Genomic DNA, 17,373 nt, shown 5'->3' with positions numbered 1-17,373 from the left:
CAGAGAGTGGACTGCAGTGACTTTCGATATCGATGGCCGGGCTCTCGCGCACACGATCCGAGGGGAGGGGCCGACGTTGGTACTCATCCACGGCATCGTGCACCGGCAGCATGCGTGGGACAGCGTCGTCGACGCACTGGTGCGCCATCGGCGAGTGGTGACCGTCGACCTGCCCGGACACGGTGATTCGCCCGAACTGCCCACCGAGGACTTCGATCTCGGTCCATGGATCGTCGTCGAACTCGAGCGATTCCTCGAGCAGGTCTCGGTGGACGGAGAAAAGCCACACGTGGCCGGCAATTCTCTCGGCGGCTATTTCGCCCTCGAACTCGCGGCCCGAGGGTCGGTGGCCTCTGCCACCGCACTGTCGCCTGCCGGTTTCTTTCGCGGACACTGGGATCAGACGCGGGCACTGCTCGTCTTTCGCTTGCTGAGGGCGTTGTCCCGACTAATCGGTCCGATCGCGCCTGCCGTCATGAAGAGCGTCGTCGGTCGTACGATCGCGAACTCGGTCTTCTATGCCAAGCCGTGGCGAGTTCCGGCGGCCACGGCCACGATCGACGCGTCGAGCATCACCACCAACAGGGCGATCGACGCGGCCGGTAATGCAGTGCCGCGCTTCAGCGTTCCGGTCGACGAGAGTGTCCCCGTCACCGTCGCATGGGGCCGTCGAGACTGGGTGCTGCCGGTGTATCAGGCACCGCTGGTACAGCAGACCTTTCCGCAGGCGGACGTCACGACCTATGCGGGGCTGGGGCACGTGCCGATGACGGACGACCCGGAACTGGTTGCCTCCATTCTGTTGAACGGTTCGCGGGCAGTCGCGCAGCAGGCGTGACCGCAGCGACGAAGGTGGACGGGCGCAGTCACCGGTGGCGTGATCACCGGATCACGCGGCGTCGTGAGCTGCTCGACGGCACTTTGGCAGCGATCCGCAGGCATGGGCACGCCGTCGGGCTCGACGAGATCGCAATGGAGAACGGCGTCTCGAAAACTGTTCTCTACAAGCACTTCACCGACAAGAAGGGCTTGACCGACGCCGCGATGGAACGGTACATCGAGACGGTGCTGGTGCCGCGGATTCACGAAGCACTCTCCGAGGATCTCGACGAGTATCAACTCACCCGTGCAGTGATCGCGGCATACGTCACGACGGTAGCCACCGATCCCGAGATCTACATCTACGTCCATGCCAACAACTCCGCCGCGAACAATCGCGAGATCATCACCGCGTCGGAGCAACTGATCGCGGACGTGCTCAGTGCGGTGACCGCCGACAGACTGCGAACTCGGGAATTCTCGACGGCAGGAGCAATGCCGATCGCCTTCGCCATGATCGGCGCGGTTCGATTGGCATCACATTGGTGGATCTACGACCGGACCATGTCGGCCGACGAACTCGTCGACTACCTGACCATGATGGTGTGGGGCGGTATCGCGGGTATCGCACGCGCCCAGGGCTCGGCCGGACGATTCGCGGCGGAACCTCACCCGTTGGTCGAGGCGAAAGAGGATCGGTCGCTTGCGATCTCGCTCGCGACTTCCGGTCACCGACCGCCGGACGACCCGAAAGTCGGAGGCAAGCCGATCGGGCCCGAACCCAGTCGATAGCTCGCGATGACTGCCTTGTGATCGGTCGGCCACGGCAGCGGTGAGGAGACGAAGTTGTCGGCCGTCGATTCTTCGACCCGCTGATTGCGGACGATCGATCCGCGTGGGCCCACGATGCCGGCCGATGTCAGCGTCAGCTGCGGTGACGGGCCGGCGAAGATGTAGTCGATTCGGTCCCGCTCGTCCGCTTCCGGTGTCCACGTGAGTGACGACACCGAGGCATCGGGATTGTCTGTAGGCCAGGTGAATCCGGGATGAGTGACCGGATCGGGGTACAGGTGTCGGTAGGCGTCGACGAAGCCTGCATCCCTCAGCCGCTGGGTGGAACCCCACGGCAGCACCACTCCGTTGTGGTCGAACAGATCCTTGGTTGCCGGGGTCCAGTCGAGTGTCGACGGTTCGTTCAAATCGCCACCGAGGATGACGGCCCGACCTTTGGCCTGTTCCAGCGCGGCGTCGGCGATGAACTCGGCGATCTCGGTCGGACGTCCGGACTCGTCGTTGATCTGGGTGACCGCCGCTACGTCGGTGACCGGGCCGGTCGGTATCTTGTCCCAGCCGTACTCGGCGAACCGGCCGGGTTCGGGCACTCCGGCCCCGTAGCCGCGCGGCAGGTAGGTTGCGTACCACTGGTACTGGAGGTGGGCGGCGTACACGGCGATGGGCACACCGCCCGGCGCGATCACTGCCTTGGTCATGTACTCGAACAAGCCGGTTTCCTGGATCGGATACAGGGACAGCACGGCGGTGTCTTCGCTGGGTGCCGAATAGAACTTCAACCCCAGCCTTTCCAGGATGACTACCAGATCCGCTGCGGCGGTGCGAGCTTCGGAGAGCAGTACCACCGATGCGCCGGTCGATTGGATGATGCCGGCAACCAGTTCGAGACCGTTGTCGATCCTGGTCCCGTTGAGCCAGGTGTTGATTGCCAGCACTCGCAACTCCGTCGGTGAAGGTTGCGCGAACGCGAGACCCGCACCGGACGAACCGAGCGTGACCAAGCCCGCCGCCAGGCCGAGGCCTTTCAAAGCGCTGCGTCGTGAAATCGGATCCATGTAAACCCCCAGGAGCATTGTCGAACATCGACGGTCGAATCGATTGTCGACGTCGACAAGGATCGGTGGAACGCCGTGGCCGATTGTTCAACGAGCGGTCACGCGTTCGGGGTCAGAACGACGCCGAATATTTCGCAAAACTTAGAGTTTCTCGTACTCGGCCCGCCCGGCCGACCTACCCGTGGAACGAACCTAGTCCGGTAGCACGATGTTTCTCGCGGCCACCGCTGCGGCCACTTCTTCCGGGAGAATGTTTTTGAACAGGAACAGGTCTCGACCCAACACCCACTCCGGTGCGAGTGCGGCCGAGTAGCGCTCGAAGTAACCGAGCTGCTTGCCGAACAGCACCAGTTCCTCCGGAGTCGCGACGCCCCAGCGTCTGCCGGTCTCGACGAGAGATGCGACCAGCTTGCTCAGATCGAGTCGGGCGGCTCCACGGCCCAGAATCGGCTCGAAGAGCTTCCTCAGTTGAAGCCCGATCAATTTGTCGCCCAATGTAGTTCCCTCGGTGACCCCGAGCATGCGGATGCGCCTCGCAGCTTCGGTGTAGTTGCCGTCGAACAGCGACGCACGAAACATCTCACGCAGTACGATGCGCCACTCCTCGGGCAATTCGCCGACGATCCCGAAGTCGAGGAATCCCACGCGACCGTCGTCCAGCGCCCACAGATTGCCCGCGTGCACATCGCCGTGGAACGGGCCATGCAGCACAACGGCTTCCAACCAGACTTTCACACCACGACGAAGCTGCAGCTCGGAGTCGATCCCGGCAAGTTCACTCGTCGTTATTCGGCCGACCGGAGTGCCGCGAACTCGCTCCATGCAGATCACGCGCGGACCGCAATGGCTCCAGTAGATCTCCGGAACCATGACGCCCGCATTGTCGCCGAAGACATGCACGTTGTTGCGGAAGTTCTGCTGCCGCAGTGCCTCGGCGGCACCGTTCAATTCGTGAGCCGTCAGATCGTTGAGCTCGCGGACGATCACCGTCGCGTTGGCGATACGAAAGAACTCGAAGAACCGCTCCAACAGCGATGCGCCTGCGAACGCCACCCGAAGATCGACGCGCATGCGACGCCTGATCTCCGGACGCTGTACCTTCACGACAGCGTCGCGGCCGTCGCGCATCACACAGGCGTGGACCTGAGCCACCGACGCCGCCGAGAGCGGCACGTCGTCGAACGAGTCGAACAGGGCCTCGATCCTGCCGCCCAAGTCGCGCTCGACCACCCGACGAGCTTTGTGCGCCGGAACGGGAGGAACCCCGTCGAGCAACCGCAGACAGGCGTCGGCAAGCACCGGAGGGAAGACCCCGGGCGACGACGCCATCAGCTGACCCAGTTTGACGAAAGTGGGCCCCAACGCCTCGAATCCCTTGACGAGTCCCTCGGCCAGGGCGACCGAGAAGCGTCGACGCTTTCGCACCCAGGACACCGGCCAGCGAAGGACGGCTATCCCCGTGGCTGCCGCGAGGACCACCGTGATCAGGACCGCGCGCGCCAACTCTTCGAGACCGAACCGGGTGAGGTCGGAACAGTGGACTTCGAGTGCCTCGGGCGGAGGACCTTCGGAGTACGGACCAACGAACGGTGTGTCGTGGTCGCTATCGTCCGGCGCTGGGATTGGTGACGTCACTGGTCAACCACCTGCCGTCCTCCTGCCGTTCGAGTGTCATCATGACCTGTCGACGACGTCAGCTCGAGGCCGTACGGCCGATCCCCGTGGACATCAGCGGTCGAACACCGCACGAATCGGCTCGGCGGCGGGTATCGACTGGCACGCCAACCGGACCCCGTGCCCGAGTTCGTACTCGTCCAGTGTCTCGTTCGCGAGCATCGTCACCGACCCCGCCGTCAAGGTGTAAGCGCAGCCGCCGCAGGTGCCTTCACGGCAGACGTACGGCGGATCGAGTCCGAGCTCGAGCAGGCGGTCGAGTAGCTTGGTGTCTGTATTCCACTCGAATTCGGTTGCCGTCCCATCGATCTCGACCTCGGCGGTAACGAAGTCCGCAGTCGATCCGGACGTGGCCGGGGATTCGCTGGGCTGAAATGGGTTCGACTCGAAGGAAGCGAACAGCTCGCGGTGGGTACGGCGAACCGTCACGCCGGTGCCCGCGAGCCATTCTTCCGCGACGTTCATGTACGGCGGCGGACCACAGAGGAAGGCCTCGCAGTTGTCGGTCACCTGGGCCCCCATCGAGGCCAGTCCTGCTGCAGTGGGGAGTCCCGATTCCGAGGTGAACCAGTGGTGGACGTCGAGTCGATCGGGGAACCGAGACTGCAACTCTGCCAACTGTTCCGCGAAGATCACCGACTCGCGGTTCTGGTTCGCGTAGACGAGGGTCATCCGGTTGCCGTGTCGGAACAAGGCGGTCTTGATGATCGACAGCATCGGGGTGATTCCGCTGCCCGCGGCCATCAGAACGAAGTCGGAGTCCCAGCTCTGTGGACCGAACATGCCCGACGGTGCCAGCGCATTCAGTCGCATCCCTCGAATTGCGTTCTCGTGCAGCCACTGTGACGCGAGTCCGTTCGGGATCCGCTTGACGGTGACGGTCGGCTGGGTATCGCGGACCGGGGAGCTCGAGAACGAGTAGCAGCGCGCCAGGGATCCCTCGTCCGAGCAAGGGATTTCGAGGGTGAGGAACTGCCCCGCTTCGTACGAGAACTGCGTGGCCAGGTGTTCGGGGACGGTGAAAGTCAGCGAGATCGCGTCCTCGGTCTCGTGCGCGACCTGGTCGATCTCGAGTGCGACGATCCTGGTCGCGGTGTCGTCCTCGCGTGCTGCGAGGTTTGCCGGTGGTCGGCTTCCGAACATCGTCACCAGCTGCTCCTCAGGGCTCGAAGTGTGTCGGTCGTCACTGTTGCACACTTCGCCACTAATTAATAGGCCATTGACAAATGGCGAATAGAGAGTGAAGGTGACGTCGTGAGTTCAACCACAGATGTTGCCTTCGTGCCCACCGGTATCGCAGCCGTCGGGTCACCGCGAGCCCGAGTGGCAGCCTTCGCCACTCGATGGTCCCTGCGGCCTCTGACCAGCGCCCTTCCGGCGAACCGCAGAGGTATCAGGGTCTCCCGACGCATCGTCGCCGCATCGATGAACCTGTTCGGTCCCGTTCCGAGAGGAACGTCTGTTGACCTCGTTGCAGACGGTTCCGTCCGCGGCGAATGGGTCCGCGCAGCCGGTGTGACACCGGGGGAGCGCGTGATTCTCTACCTCCACGGCAGCGCGTACGTCATCTGCTCGGCCCGCACGCATCGTGGGCTGACCGCGAGGTTGTCGAGGTCCACCGGGTTGCCGGTCTTCACGGTGGACTACCGGCTGGCACCGGAACATCCGTTTCCCGCAGCGGCCGACGACATCGAATCGGCCTACCGCCGGCTCCTCGAACAGGGGTACCGCGCAAAGAACATCGTCATCGCGGGAGACTCGGCAGGCGGCCACCTCGCCGCAGACCTGATCATCGAGAACGACCGAACCGGGACGCCGCAGCCGGGTGCAGTGGTGCTGTTCTCACCGTTGATCGATCTCGACTTCGAGCTCTCGGCGCAGACCGAGCGAATCCGCAAGGACCCGATGATCTCGGCGGCATCGGCGCGAGCACTCGTAAAGCTCTACACCGACGGCAACGCGGCCGACCTTCCGCGGCTGCGGCTCGACCTCGCCCTCGTGCGAGACCTGCCACCCACGTTGATCCAGGTGGGTGGAGCCGAGATGCTGCGCGCCGACGCGCGGCACCTGCACTCGATGATCGACAAGGCCGGCGGCAGCAGCGAACTCGAGATCTGGCCCGATCAGATGCACGTGTTCCAAGCTCTCCCGAGGTTGATACCCGAGGCCGAACTCGCGCTCGAGTGTGCAGCCGAGTTCATCGCCCATACGCTCGACAACCAAGTCGTACAGGATGATTCGAAGGAACAGGTGAGCTGATGAGGACCAAGGCCGGAAAACCCTCGTACGGGTCGAGAGCGGTGGTGACGGGCGCAGGTAGCGGCATCGGCCGCGCCTTCGCACTCGAACTGGCCCGCCGCGGAGGCGTCGTCATGTGCGCCGACATCTCACTGCCCAGAGCGCAGGAGACGGTCGCCATGATCCACGCACTCGGCGCCGAGGGATACGCCGTCGAGTGCGATGTGTCGATTCGTGAGAACGTCGAGGAGCTTGCGCTCAGTGCTGCCGTCGAATTCGACGGACCGACGACTGTGGTGATCAACAACGCCGGAGTCGGGATCGGCGGAAAGCCCGTCGGAGAAGTCGGTTTCGAGGATTGGAACTGGGCTCTGGGGATCAACCTGTGGGGCGTGATCCACGGCTGCGAGGTGTTCACCCCTGGGCTGCGTGCCGCAGGCGAGGGCGGGATCATCAACGTCGCCTCCGCCGCGGGCTTCGCCGCCGCACCGTTGATGGGGCCGTACAACGTGGGTAAGGCCGCGGTGATGTCGCTGTCGGAAACGATGGCCGCGGAGCTGTCGGGTACCGGTGTTCGCGTGTCGGTCCTGTGCCCGACGTTCGTCAAGACCAACGTGGCCGTCGACGGCCGAATCACGTCGAGTTCGTCACGGTTGGCCGAGTTCGCGATGCGCTGGACCGGACGTTCACCCGACAAGATCGCGATCAGAACCCTCGACGCACGACTTCGACTTCGCCGGCAAGAAGATCGCCGTCGTCGGAACCGGAGCCAGCGCAGTGCAGATCGTTCCCGAACTTGTGAAGATCGCCGATACGGTCAAGGTGTTCCAACGCACCCCGGGTTGGACGTTGCCCAGAATGAATCGAAAGACGCAGCCGGGCACCAAGCGTCGATACGCGCGATACCCGCAGACGCAGACGCTGGCACGTTCGCTGTGGTTCTGGGGACACGAGTCCGTCGCACTCGGTGTCGTCTGGAAAACCCCGTTGACCCGGATTGTCGAACTCGTCGGTCGCGTGCACTTGCGTCGTCAGGTGCGCGATCCCTGGCTGCGGCGGCAACTGACACCTCGCTTCCGGGCCGGGTGCAAGAGGCTGCTGATGACGAGCGACTACTACCCGGCGCTGCAGAAGCCGAACTGCACGCTGGTGACGTGGCCGATCGCGACGCTCTCACCCAAGGGAATTCGCACCGTGGAAGGCGTCGAGCATCAGTTCGACGCGATCGTGTTCGCCACCGGATTCGACGTCTCGAACACCGGGACCCCCATTCCGATCACCGGCCGTGACGGCCGTGTGCTGGCCGACGAATGGAGCGCAGGGGCCAAGGCGTACAAGAGCATTGCCGTGTCCGGTTACCCCAACATGTACTTCACTTTCGGCCCGAACTCCGGTCCCGGCCACAGCTCGGCACTGGTGTACATGGAGGCTCAGATCGACTACATCGTCGAGGCGATCTCGCTGGTGCTCGACGGCGATCTGCACAGCTGCGACGTTCGGCAGGACGTCCAGGACTCCTACAACGCCGAGCTGCAGCGCAAGCTCGGCAAGACCACATGGAATTCCGGCTGCAGCAGTTGGTACCTCACCGTGGACGGCTTCAACGCCACCATGTTCCCCGGGTTCGCCACGCAGTACGTCAACCAACTCCGACGCGTCGAGCGCGGCGATTACACCACCATCCCGCGCGGCGTCGGCCTCGATTTCGAGCCCACCCCGGCCGTCGCACACTCCTGAAGACACGAAGGAATCAGAGAATGGGTTTTCTCCCGAAGAATCCGGCCGAGGTGCACAAGCTGCCGAGCGCGCATCACGTGCGATGACGTACCGACCCGGCTCCCTCTTTCGTCGCGTGATCGGTGTATATCCTGTGGGTCGACGCGCGGCGGAGGTAGGGAGCTCGGTGGAGTATCGAATCGACGACTTGGCCCGGGAGGCCAAGACGACCACCCGCAATGTGCGGGCGTACCAGGAACGCGGGTTGCTCCCGCCGCCCACGCTCCGAGGACGCGTCGGCATCTACGGCGACGACCATCTGACGCGGCTGAAGATGATCGATTCGCTGCTGCAGCGCGGTTTCACCTCGGCGCACATCGCCGATTTCCTCTCGGGCTGGGAGCAGGGCAAAGACCTGAGTGAAATCTTGGGCCTTCAGGAAATCGTGACCCGTAAATGGTCGTCGGGCGAGACCACGGTCATTCCCGTCGAACTGATCGCTCAATTTCTCGGCGAGGACAACGACCACATCGTCGCGCGACTGATCGAAGCGAAGCTGATCAGAATCGACGGCGACCAGTGCGAGATTCTCGACCCCACTCTCCTCGAAGTCTTCGTCGATCTGAGCCAGTACGGCTTCACCCTCGAACAACTGCTCGACCAACACGAGAGAACCGCGTCGAAGATGAACGCCATCGCCGAGTCGATGGTGGGGAGCGTGACCGACCACTTGATCAGCCAGCACGGTCCGGGTTGGCTGCCGAAGTCGGGGGAGGTGGCCGAGACCACCGAGATGTTCGAGAAGATGCGCAGTCTGGCGATGAAATCTGCGCAAGCAGAGTTGGCCCGTGCCCTCGATCGCGTCCAGGAACAGGCGCTGAGCGACTACCTGTCTCAGACACTGTCCAGGCAGAACGACCAGTAGCGGTTTGAAGACTGCGACAATCGGACATACCTGGCTCCCGACAGCCGAACGGCGGCTGACCGCCTAAGGGGGCACCATGAGATTCGTGACATTGATCGTTCTCGTCTGGCTGATAGTCGGCGCATTCGCGTCGTACCAGCGTGGAGACTTCGAGAGCACACCCGAGAACTGCGCAGGCGCGGGCACCATCGCCCTCACCGTCGTCGCAGGACCGCTCAACTACTTCGGCGTCAACCCTGAGGTCTCCGACTGCAACGTCACAGTGCCTCAGCCGAGCGAGTGATCTGGGTCGCTGATCGCGCGCCCGCGGTGCACCTTCCCTAACCTGGTGAGGTGTTCCGCGGACGGTTGCTGCTGTTTCTCGCCTTCGCGATTCCTGTTGTCCTGGTGTCTGCGATCGGTGTCGGCGGCTACGTCGCGTTCACCAAGGCTCGCGTCGATCCACTGACCACGGCCGACGCCATCGTCGTACTGGGCGGCGAACACGACGGCCGTGAGGCATACGGAATCTCGCTCGCCGAGCAGGGTCTGGCGAAGACGGTGGTGCTCTCCGATCCCTACGGGTCCGGTGATTCGACGATGAAGAAGGCGTGCGCCGCATCGTCACAGAAGTTCGAGGTGCTGTGCATTCCACCCGTTCCGTCGACCACGCGGGGAGAGGCGATCTTCACCCAGGAACTCGCCCGCGAACGGGGCTGGAACCACGTCATCGTCGTCACCTGGCGCTACCACCTACCGCGCGCCCGCTACATCTTCGATCAATGCTTCGACGGCACCGTCACCATGCGTCCGACGCCACGCTCCTACGACTTCTCGCTCGTCGAGTGGGAATTCACCTACCTCTATCAGATCGCGGGATTCGTCAAGGCCGGAGTGCAGGGGCCGTGCGAGGACTCGACGAGCGACTGACGGATCCGAGTCAGAAAATTTTGTGATAGAGCGTGATGCCGGACTTCCACGCCAGGAAGCCGAACATCACCGCGGCGACACCGCCCACCACATTCGCAGCGAAGAACGTTGCAGCGCTGCGATACTGCTGGGTTCGAGTGAGCCGGAGCGTAGCCAGCACCACCGTGGCCATCGGAGCCACCGACGCCAGAAATCCGACGGCCACCAGCGAACGAAACCGGTCCGGGGGATCGAGAGCGAACACCAATCCCAACGCCGCGCACGCCACCAGATTGAGTGCGGACAACCGTCGCCGAGACCTGATCGCGTGCGCGAACACGAACTGCCCGAGCGCAGCGAGTCCGCCACCGGCGGCCACCAGGAGCATCGTCGTCATCGTGTGCTGCCCGGCCTGGGCCTGGTGATCGCCGCACCGAGTGCCATTGCCACGAGCGCCGCCACCGGTGTGGCCAGCAGGTAGACAATCGAATTCCAGGCACCGCGATGCGTTACGGCGTGGAATGCGTACAGGCTGAAGGTGGTGAACCCGCACGCCAGCCCGAACACTCCTGCTCGGGCAATCGGAGCCGGACGACCCCAGAGGTATCCCAACGCCGCACCGACGACGAGACATCCGAACACGTTGACTCCGAACGTGCTCACCAGCAGCCACCTCGGCGATGCGCGCCATGTCCAGACCTCGTACCGCAACGCCGCACCGACCGCGCCGCCGACCGTGACGGCAACATATTCGCCGACCGAACGACGGCGAGATCCGCGACGGTTCACGTCAATGCTGTCCCTCGATCACCGAAGCGAGCCTAACGGGAGTCGGGCCACTCGGCTGAGTGGAAGAAAGTCTGCCAGGGTGCGCCGAGGTAAAGTCTTCGTGTGACTGCGGACGACACGGGCCTCGGGCCCCAGCACTTCGATGTGATTGTGGAATGGCGTGATCAGGACGTGGTTCTTGCAGTGTCCGGTGAACTGGATCTGGTGACCGCTCCTGATCTGTCCGAGTCGGTTGCTCTCGTGCTCGAGAAATCGCCGACGGCTGTGGTGATCGACCTCAGCGATGTGGGATTTCTCGCCTCCGCGGGCATGTCTCTGTTGGCGTCGACGCATCAGCAGCTCGGCGGCGAGGCCGGGTTTGCGGTGGTCGCGGATGGTCCGGCCACCGGTCGTCCCCTCACTCTCGTCGGTTTGGACGAGGTGTTCGGAATCTATGCAACGGTCGACGAAGCATTCGTTGCAATTCATGCGGGTAGATCCTGAACTTTTGGGTAGACGGGATTCATGATGGCGACTCTCTTCGGAGGTGACGACTCACGTACCGACAGTTCGATCTCGACGGCAGGTGCGCGAATGGAAGAACTGCTGTTCACCGGCGAACCTGCCGATGCGGATCGAGCGTCGGAGCTTCGTCGTGAGCTCGGTGACTGGTTGGGCACTGTGGGCGTCGACCCCGATCGTGCATACGACGTGGTGCTGGCCACGTACGAGGCGATAGCGAACAGCGTCGAGCACGCGTATCGAGACCACACCGATCGCGGAACACTCGACATTCGGGTCTCGTGTGCCGCGGAGGGTCGAATAGAAGTGAAGGTGACCGATCGCGGGGACTGGGCGTCGCACAATTCCGATCCCAATCGCGGGCGAGGGGTGCCGCTCATGCGGGCGCTGGCCGACAGTGCCGCCGTCACCTCGGACCAGAACGGTACGACCGTGCACATGATCTGGGACGCGATCTAGACCGACCCTTCCATCCGGCACACTGGTGCCATGGTCGACGTGCAGATCGCTACCGCAGAGAAGAAGAAGATCACGGTCCCGAATCTGCGCGTGCTGTGGCAGTTCGTCCGGCCGCACCGTCGGACCCTTGTCCTGGGCCTGACACTCGGCCTGATCGGCACCGGAGCAGCGCTGGCGACGCCGATGGTCGCCAAAGGAGTGCTCGACGGCCTCGGCACCGACGCATCCCTGATCCAGCCGGTGCTGATCCTGGTGGGTCTGCTGGTTGTGGGTTCGCTGGTGCTGTATCTGCAATGGATCGTGCTGGGGGTCCTGGCCGAACGCGTGGTCCTGGACGCCCGTAAATCCATCGTGCGCAAGTACTTCGGTGCCACGGTGGGAAGTCTGGGAACTCGGCCCACCGGAGAACTCGTCACCCGGGTCACCTCCGATACCGTTCTGCTCCGCGAGGCCACGTCGAACGCGTTGGTGGCCATAGTCAACAGTGTGGTCGGCCTCGTCGGCGCACTGATTCTCATGGCCGTGCTCGATCTGGTGCTGCTCGGCGCGATCGCCTCGGCCATCATTGCGATCGCGGTGCTGTTCGCGCGCCTGATGCCTCCGATCGCCGTCGCGCAGCGGCAATCCCAGGAAGCGGTGGGCCGCCTCGGCGGAATTCTCGACGGCACGCTGCGGGCCATTCGTACCGTCAAGTCCAGCAGGGCCGAGGCCCGCGAATCGGAGCGAGTCATCTCCGAGGCGCGAATCTCCGCCCAGCACAGCGTCCGGGCGGTCAAGATCTCCGCGTTGGCATGGACGTTCGCCGGGGGCGGAGTACAGCTGGCGATCATCGGAATCCTCGGTCTCGGCGGCTATCGCGTCAGTACCGGGGCATTGGCCGTGTCCAGCCTGATCGCGTTTCTGTTGTACGCATTCCAGGTGATGGGACCGGTGTCCACGCTGGCCACGAACATCACCGCACTGCAGGCCGGAATGGCCGCGGCTGCCCGTATTCGCCAGATCGACGATCTGGTCACCGAAAAAGGTGAGACGGGTTCGACACGGTCGGCGAAGAGCGAAGCGCCCGCTCCGGCTCTCGAATTCCGCAGCGTCACAGCCCGATACGCACCGGGTAGGGAGCCGGCCGTGCGCGGAATCGACCTCGAGGTGCCCGCGCGTGGACACACCGCGATCGTCGGACCGTCGGGAGCGGGCAAGACCAGCGTCTTCTCCTTGATCCTGCGCTTCCTGACGCCCGAGGCCGGCGAAATCAGGCTCGGCGGAATTCCGTACGACGAGCTGACCATCGACGAGGTGCGAGCCCGGTTGTCCTACGTGGAGCAGGAGACGCCGGTGCTCCCCGGCTCGATCCGCGAGAACCTACTGTTCAGCCATCCCGATGCCGGCGAAGCCGATATCTGGGCGGCGCTCGAGTCGGTGCATCTGGACTCGGCGATCCGCGCGCTGGACGAAGGACTGGACACCGACCTGATCGGATCGACCGTCTCCGGTGGACAGCGTCAACGAATTGCGTTGGCCAGGGCCATCGTTCGACGTCCGGAAATTCTCCTGCTCGACGAGGCAACCGCTCAGGTCGACGGCCGCACCGAGGCGGCAATCCACGAGGTGATCCGATCGATCGCGATCGACTCCGCTGTGGTGACCATCGCGCACAGGTTGTCCACCGTGCTCGACGCCGACACGATCCTCGTGATGAAGGACGGAGTGGTCCGCGCCAGGGGCACGCACTCCGAGCTCATGAACACCGACTCGCTCTACCGAGAATTGGTGGCCGCGTTGCGAATCGGTGACAACACGGCGCTGACGAAGCCCGGCTGACGACCCTCGGCCGGTGCCTAGCGCCCGGAGTCGGATTCGGTTTCCGTGGTGCTGCTTTCTTCGTCCGAATCGTCCGAATCGTCCGAATCGTCCGCGGAGGTGGTGGTGGTCGTCCGGTCCGAGGACGGGGTTCGGCGCGGGCTTCGCGTCGTGGTCTCGGGCCGATCCGGAGTGGTCGTCGTGGGGCGAGCGGTGGTGGGTACCGCGACCTGCCAGGTGGGCGACGGCGGGACGATGACGATCGTCGAGGCCGGCGTCGACTCGACCGAACTCAGGCTGTCCGACTTCAGAGCGGGCGGACGAACGGTCTGGCTCGTGTCGTCGAACGCGCCACCGAGAGCGCCGATGGTCAAGCCCACGGCGACTGCCAGTCCGGCGCTCGCCACTGCTGCCGACGCGATGACCTTGTCGCGCATGCACAGACCCTAACGCCGTGGCCGGACCCGGATGGTCGGCAATGATGCGAGAACGTTACCTCAGCGAGCGGCTCGGTGAGAGATGGACGTTCACTGCGTCGACAACCGCAGAACGTGGGGGAGCGTCTCTGCGATCAACTCCCCGGCCTGCTCGTACACCGAGTGATCGCGCCGATACGGATCGCCGATGTCGAGTGTGTCGACACGGTGCACCGCCCGTGCGTCGGCCAGGGTCGCGATGGAGTGCGCGCCCGACGCGGCGGCGAGACCGGCCGCCTCGAGCAGCGTGAAGGTGCGACGCATCTGCCGCGGTGCAAGCGCCAGGACGGCATCGCGATGTGCCGCCGTCATCGTCAGAACGAGGTCGGCGTCGGCAGCGATCGCGGGCGTGAGGCGTCGGGCAACAAAACCGTCCGGGTCACCGCCGAGCTGCGTCAGCACCGTCGCAGCCGTCGGGTCCATGGCGTGTCCGGTCAAGCCCTGCGTTCCGGCGCTGCTCGCGGTCAGCTCGAACCCACCTTCACGCGCGAATGCGGCCGCAAGTCGCTCGGCTGTGGGCGATCGGCAGATGTTCCCGGTGCAGACGAACAGAACGCGCATGGCCGCAACTGTAGTGCTGTGGTCGGGTGCTGCACTGTGCACCACGGGACGCGCTACAGTGAGCCATTGGCAGGGGGATCGAGACTCGTTCGTGACAATGAGTCTCGGCGTGTGTTCACGGGGAAGTCGACCGAAGGCGGGTAATGACCGAAGTTCTCGGTGTGTCGGTGGGGGCCAGTGCAGTGCGCATGGCTCGTCCCGACGCGCGCCCTCAGGATCCGGGTCGCCTCGATTTCCACCACGACACCGTCGACGCCTACTGGGACCGCGCGGAGGAACTGGCCGCCGAATCGATCGGCGTCGTGCTCTCGCAGCCGGGCGACGGTGGGCCGGTGCAAGCAACCGGTGTCGCGTACCGGGACCAGCAGCAGTTCGGCGAGATCCAGCAGGCGATGGCGAGTCAGCGGCTCTACAACTACCGACTGGTTCCCGAGGCGCGAGCAGCGTTGCAGTACCTCGAGGCGTCGGGAGAGCTGGGACACTTCGGCACCATCGCTCTCTACGATCTCGGCAGCTCCGGATTGACGATCAGCGTGATCGATCGCGGTACCGGGCAGGTTCTGCTCGCCGAGCGCACCATCGACATCAGCGGTGACGATTTCGATCGCCTCATCTCGGACAATCAGCTCGCCAAGCAGGGCGTCGACATTGCCGACAATCAGGAACTGAGCGAGTTCACCGCACGGTGCCGCGTGGCCAAGGAGCAGCTGTCGACCAGCGGCGCGGTGTGCCTACCCGGTGACGGCGGCGTGATCCTGATCTCGCGCGAGGCGTTCGAGTCCCTGGTGACCGTTCCCATCGAGTACTCGGCGCGGTTGGTGCGTGACGTGATCGGTCGTTCACCCAAGCACGTCGACGCTCTCTTCCTCATCGGCGGCGGAGCACGCATTCCGCTGGTCGAATCGATTCTCAGTGCGTGGATCGGCCTCCCCGTAGTGACCCCGGCGAACCCGGAATCGGTGGCCGCACGCGGCGCAGCGCTGCTCGCGACCCCGGTGGCCGATGCACCGCGTCAACCGACCCCGCAGCCGGGCGTTCGGCAGTCTCCGTCCGGTCCCGCATCGTTGACCGGGGCTCCGGATTGGTTGAGCCCCGAGCCCGTTGCCGACAAGCCCGCCGATTCCAAGCGCAAGGTGCGCGGTGCCGTGCTCGTCGCAGGTGGCCTCGTTGCTGTCGCTGCGCTCGGGTTGTCCCTCGGGTACGGCGGCAGTTCCACGGAACCGACGAGTGCCCCGGCGGAGACGAGTACGCCTGCCACCGCCGATCCCACGACGCCGAGGACGAGCGCGCCGACTACCACCGCGCCGCCGACCACCACCGTTCCGCCGACCACCGAGGCCGCTCAGGCCCCGGCCCGCACCTACTCCGAGCCGGAATACGTGCCGCCCGTCGCACCCGCGCCCGCGCCCGCCCCGCCGCCGCTGATACCCGGCCTGCCGCAGATTCAGCTGCCGCAGATCCAGCTGCCCCCGCCACCGGTGATCGAGTTGCCCCGCTTCTAGACACCCGAGGTCAGGGCAGCTGCAACTCCGCGAGAACCGCCAGGTGATCGCTCTCCGGGATCGCCACGGGCTCGACCGACCGGGCGCGGACGTTCTCACTCGTCACCACATGGTCCAAACGCGCGAGCGGACGCTCCGACGGGAACGTGCGGAACAGTCCCGCGCCCGCCCCGTCTGCCGCGTCGGAGAACGGGGACGACGCCAACGTGCGGAACTGCCGATGGTCGTTGGTGGCGTTGAAATCGCCCGCGACGAGCACGGTGCCCTGGTAGGTGTCCATGATCGACCGCATCCGGGCCAGGTCGGCGTCCCACTCGGTGGTGTGGCGCGGCGTGGCAGGAGACATCGCGTGGAACGAGACGACGGTCAGATCCTGCCCGTCGACGGTGGTTTTCGCCTGGACCGGTACGAATCCGAAGTTGTCGAGGCGGGTGCCGTCGGTCAACGGGGTGCGGCTCCACAGCCCGGTGCCATCGGCCACCGGGAGTGCAGCGGTGAAGGAGAACGGCAATAGGTCCTCGATACCCGCGGCCTGTAGATCGGTCACTTCCTCCGGGGTCAGTTCCTGTACCGCGAGAATGTCGACGTCATTGCTGCGCACCGCGTCGACGATGGACTCGGCGTCGGCGTCGCCGTGCGCGACGTTGATCGTCAGGACCGACAGTTCAGGGCCGGTGTTGTCCGGGCCGTCGGCGAGGAACATCGGCACCTGGACGCCGACGACGGCGACGGTGAGCAGTACTGCGACTGCCGACCCGATGCGGGAGCGCGCTGCGGCGAACAGGATCACGGCGATGATCGAGGCGACACCGAGATACGGTGCCCCGACGACGAACGCAACAAAAGTGATCTCCGTCACACCAACCTGGCGAACGAGGAACATTCCGAATACGACAGCGAGCAGAGCCCAGCCGATGACCAGCGCTGCGCTGGACGCGAAACGGCGCATCGCGCTCGTGCCTCCTATTGCGTGCCCGAGTTGGGCATGGATGTGTCAGGTGTTGTCTACACTCGGCATGTGCCCAGCTCAGAGCCTCTATGCAAGTGCCATCACGAACAAGCTGCGCACCAGCATTACCGGCGCGGAACCGACTGCTCGCTCTGTGATTGCCCCCGTTACCGGGGGCGGATGTCGTTGTTGTCGAGATGGTGGCCCAGAAAATAGTTTGCCCGGGCAAAAA

18 protein-coding genes and 2 pseudogenes are annotated in these 17,373 nt (G+C 64.6%); 12 read left to right on the top strand and 8 right to left on the bottom strand.

The features are described from left to right. The first annotated feature begins 16 nt into the window (after positions 1 to 16). A complete protein-coding gene (locus AYK61_RS13015) occupies positions 17 to 838 on the top strand; it encodes an alpha/beta fold hydrolase (protein ID WP_183130259.1) in 822 nt (273 codons plus the stop codon). Next, positions 835 to 1,611 carry a TetR/AcrR family transcriptional regulator gene (locus AYK61_RS13010; RefSeq protein WP_128644948.1) on the top strand — a complete coding sequence of 259 codons (777 nt, stop codon included), beginning with the start codon at positions 835 to 837 and terminating at the stop codon, positions 1,609 to 1,611. Before AYK61_RS13015 ends, AYK61_RS13010 begins: the two co-directional genes overlap by 4 nt. Here AYK61_RS13010 and AYK61_RS13005 read toward each other — a convergent pair. From AYK61_RS13005 to AYK61_RS12995, 3 genes are all read right to left on the bottom strand, one after another. After that, complete coding sequence (locus tag AYK61_RS13005) at positions 1,548 to 2,666, bottom strand: endonuclease/exonuclease/phosphatase family protein (protein WP_121871057.1); 1,119 nt, start codon at positions 2,664 to 2,666, stop codon at positions 1,548 to 1,550. The two genes, AYK61_RS13010 and AYK61_RS13005, sit on opposite strands and share 64 nt — an antisense overlap. A gap of 192 nt (positions 2,667 to 2,858) precedes the next feature. Further along, entirely contained in the window at positions 2,859 to 4,301 is a 1,443-nt protein-coding gene (locus tag AYK61_RS13000) for an AarF/ABC1/UbiB kinase family protein (RefSeq protein ID WP_259468039.1), read from the bottom strand. Between the two features lie 93 nt (positions 4,302 to 4,394). Continuing rightward, a complete protein-coding gene (locus AYK61_RS12995) occupies positions 4,395 to 5,483 on the bottom strand; it encodes a ferredoxin--NADP reductase (protein WP_259468182.1) in 1,089 nt (362 codons plus the stop codon). A 111-nt stretch (positions 5,484 to 5,594) separates the two neighbouring features. Here AYK61_RS12995 and AYK61_RS12990 point away from each other — a divergent pair, with 111 nt between their 5' ends. From AYK61_RS12990 to AYK61_RS12965, 6 genes and pseudogenes are all read left to right on the top strand, one after another. After that, complete coding sequence (locus AYK61_RS12990; protein ID WP_310886823.1) at positions 5,595 to 6,599, top strand: alpha/beta hydrolase; 1,005 nt, start codon at positions 5,595 to 5,597, stop codon at positions 6,597 to 6,599. After that, a pseudogene (locus tag AYK61_RS12985) lies at positions 6,599 to 7,300 on the top strand (SDR family NAD(P)-dependent oxidoreductase); the annotation flags it as partial. The gene AYK61_RS12990 and the pseudogene AYK61_RS12985, both read left to right, overlap by 1 nt. Continuing rightward, positions 7,299 to 8,315 (top strand): annotated as a pseudogene (locus AYK61_RS12980) (flavin-containing monooxygenase); the annotation flags it as partial. The pseudogenes AYK61_RS12985 and AYK61_RS12980, both read left to right, overlap by 2 nt. 166 nt (positions 8,316 to 8,481) lie before the next feature. Further along, positions 8,482 to 9,219: a MerR family transcriptional regulator gene (locus tag AYK61_RS12975; protein WP_121871055.1), complete on the top strand. Its 738-nt coding sequence runs from the start codon at positions 8,482 to 8,484 to the stop codon at positions 9,217 to 9,219. A 76-nt stretch (positions 9,220 to 9,295) separates the two neighbouring features. Beyond that, positions 9,296 to 9,502: a hypothetical protein gene (locus AYK61_RS12970; RefSeq protein WP_121871054.1), complete on the top strand. Its 207-nt coding sequence runs from the start codon at positions 9,296 to 9,298 to the stop codon at positions 9,500 to 9,502. A gap of 50 nt (positions 9,503 to 9,552) precedes the next feature. Next, positions 9,553 to 10,128 carry a YdcF family protein gene (locus AYK61_RS12965; protein ID WP_121871053.1) on the top strand — a complete coding sequence of 192 codons (576 nt, stop codon included), beginning with the start codon at positions 9,553 to 9,555 and terminating at the stop codon, positions 10,126 to 10,128. 10 nt (positions 10,129 to 10,138) lie between these two features. Here AYK61_RS12965 and AYK61_RS12960 read toward each other — a convergent pair whose 3' ends face one another. Together AYK61_RS12960 and AYK61_RS12955 are read right to left on the bottom strand one after the other, a co-directional pair. After that, positions 10,139 to 10,504, bottom strand: coding sequence for a CrcB family protein (locus AYK61_RS12960; protein WP_121871052.1), 366 nt, complete (start codon positions 10,502 to 10,504; stop codon positions 10,139 to 10,141). Beyond that, positions 10,501 to 10,896, bottom strand: coding sequence for a CrcB family protein (locus AYK61_RS12955; RefSeq protein ID WP_259468038.1), 396 nt, complete (start codon positions 10,894 to 10,896; stop codon positions 10,501 to 10,503). The genes AYK61_RS12960 and AYK61_RS12955 overlap by 4 nt, the downstream gene beginning before the upstream one ends. A gap of 102 nt (positions 10,897 to 10,998) precedes the next feature. Here AYK61_RS12955 and AYK61_RS12950 point away from each other — a divergent pair, with 102 nt between their 5' ends. The 3 genes from AYK61_RS12950 to AYK61_RS12940 are packed head-to-tail and all read left to right on the top strand — an operon-like array spanning position 10,999 to position 13,674. Beyond that, the gene (locus tag AYK61_RS12950; RefSeq protein WP_374700531.1) at positions 10,999 to 11,379 is read left to right on the top strand and encodes an STAS domain-containing protein; all 381 of its coding nucleotides are present in this window, start codon (positions 10,999 to 11,001) and stop codon (positions 11,377 to 11,379) included. 21 nt (positions 11,380 to 11,400) lie between these two features. Beyond that, positions 11,401 to 11,856: an ATP-binding protein gene (locus tag AYK61_RS12945; RefSeq protein ID WP_121871050.1), complete on the top strand. Its 456-nt coding sequence runs from the start codon at positions 11,401 to 11,403 to the stop codon at positions 11,854 to 11,856. A 30-nt stretch (positions 11,857 to 11,886) separates the two neighbouring features. Further along, a complete protein-coding gene (locus AYK61_RS12940; RefSeq protein ID WP_121871049.1) occupies positions 11,887 to 13,674 on the top strand; it encodes an ABC transporter ATP-binding protein in 1,788 nt (595 codons plus the stop codon). 17 nt (positions 13,675 to 13,691) lie between these two features. On the opposite strand, the gene AYK61_RS12935 is transcribed toward AYK61_RS12940, so the two are convergent. Next, the gene (locus AYK61_RS12935; RefSeq protein WP_121871048.1) at positions 13,692 to 14,090 is read right to left on the bottom strand and encodes a hypothetical protein; all 399 of its coding nucleotides are present in this window, start codon (positions 14,088 to 14,090) and stop codon (positions 13,692 to 13,694) included. 90 nt (positions 14,091 to 14,180) lie between these two features. After that, entirely contained in the window at positions 14,181 to 14,690 is a 510-nt protein-coding gene (locus AYK61_RS12930) for a low molecular weight phosphatase family protein (protein WP_121872710.1), read from the bottom strand. A 143-nt stretch (positions 14,691 to 14,833) separates the two neighbouring features. Between AYK61_RS12930 and AYK61_RS12925 the strand changes: the two genes are divergently transcribed. Then, complete coding sequence (locus tag AYK61_RS12925) at positions 14,834 to 16,192, top strand: Hsp70 family protein (RefSeq protein ID WP_121871047.1); 1,359 nt, start codon at positions 14,834 to 14,836, stop codon at positions 16,190 to 16,192. A 10-nt stretch (positions 16,193 to 16,202) separates the two neighbouring features. Here the strand turns inward: AYK61_RS12925 and AYK61_RS12920 are convergent, their stop codons facing one another. Further along, entirely contained in the window at positions 16,203 to 17,141 is a 939-nt protein-coding gene (locus AYK61_RS12920; RefSeq protein WP_121871046.1) for an endonuclease/exonuclease/phosphatase family protein, read from the bottom strand. Between the last annotated feature and the right edge of the window lie 232 nt (positions 17,142 to 17,373).

Source organism: Rhodococcus sp. SBT000017, from assembly GCF_003688915.1.
In the GTDB taxonomy this organism is placed as follows: Bacteria; Actinomycetota; Actinomycetes; order Mycobacteriales; family Mycobacteriaceae; genus Rhodococcoides.
Note: the sequence above shows the minus strand (reverse complement) of the source record. Positions and strands in the feature narration are given on the sequence as shown.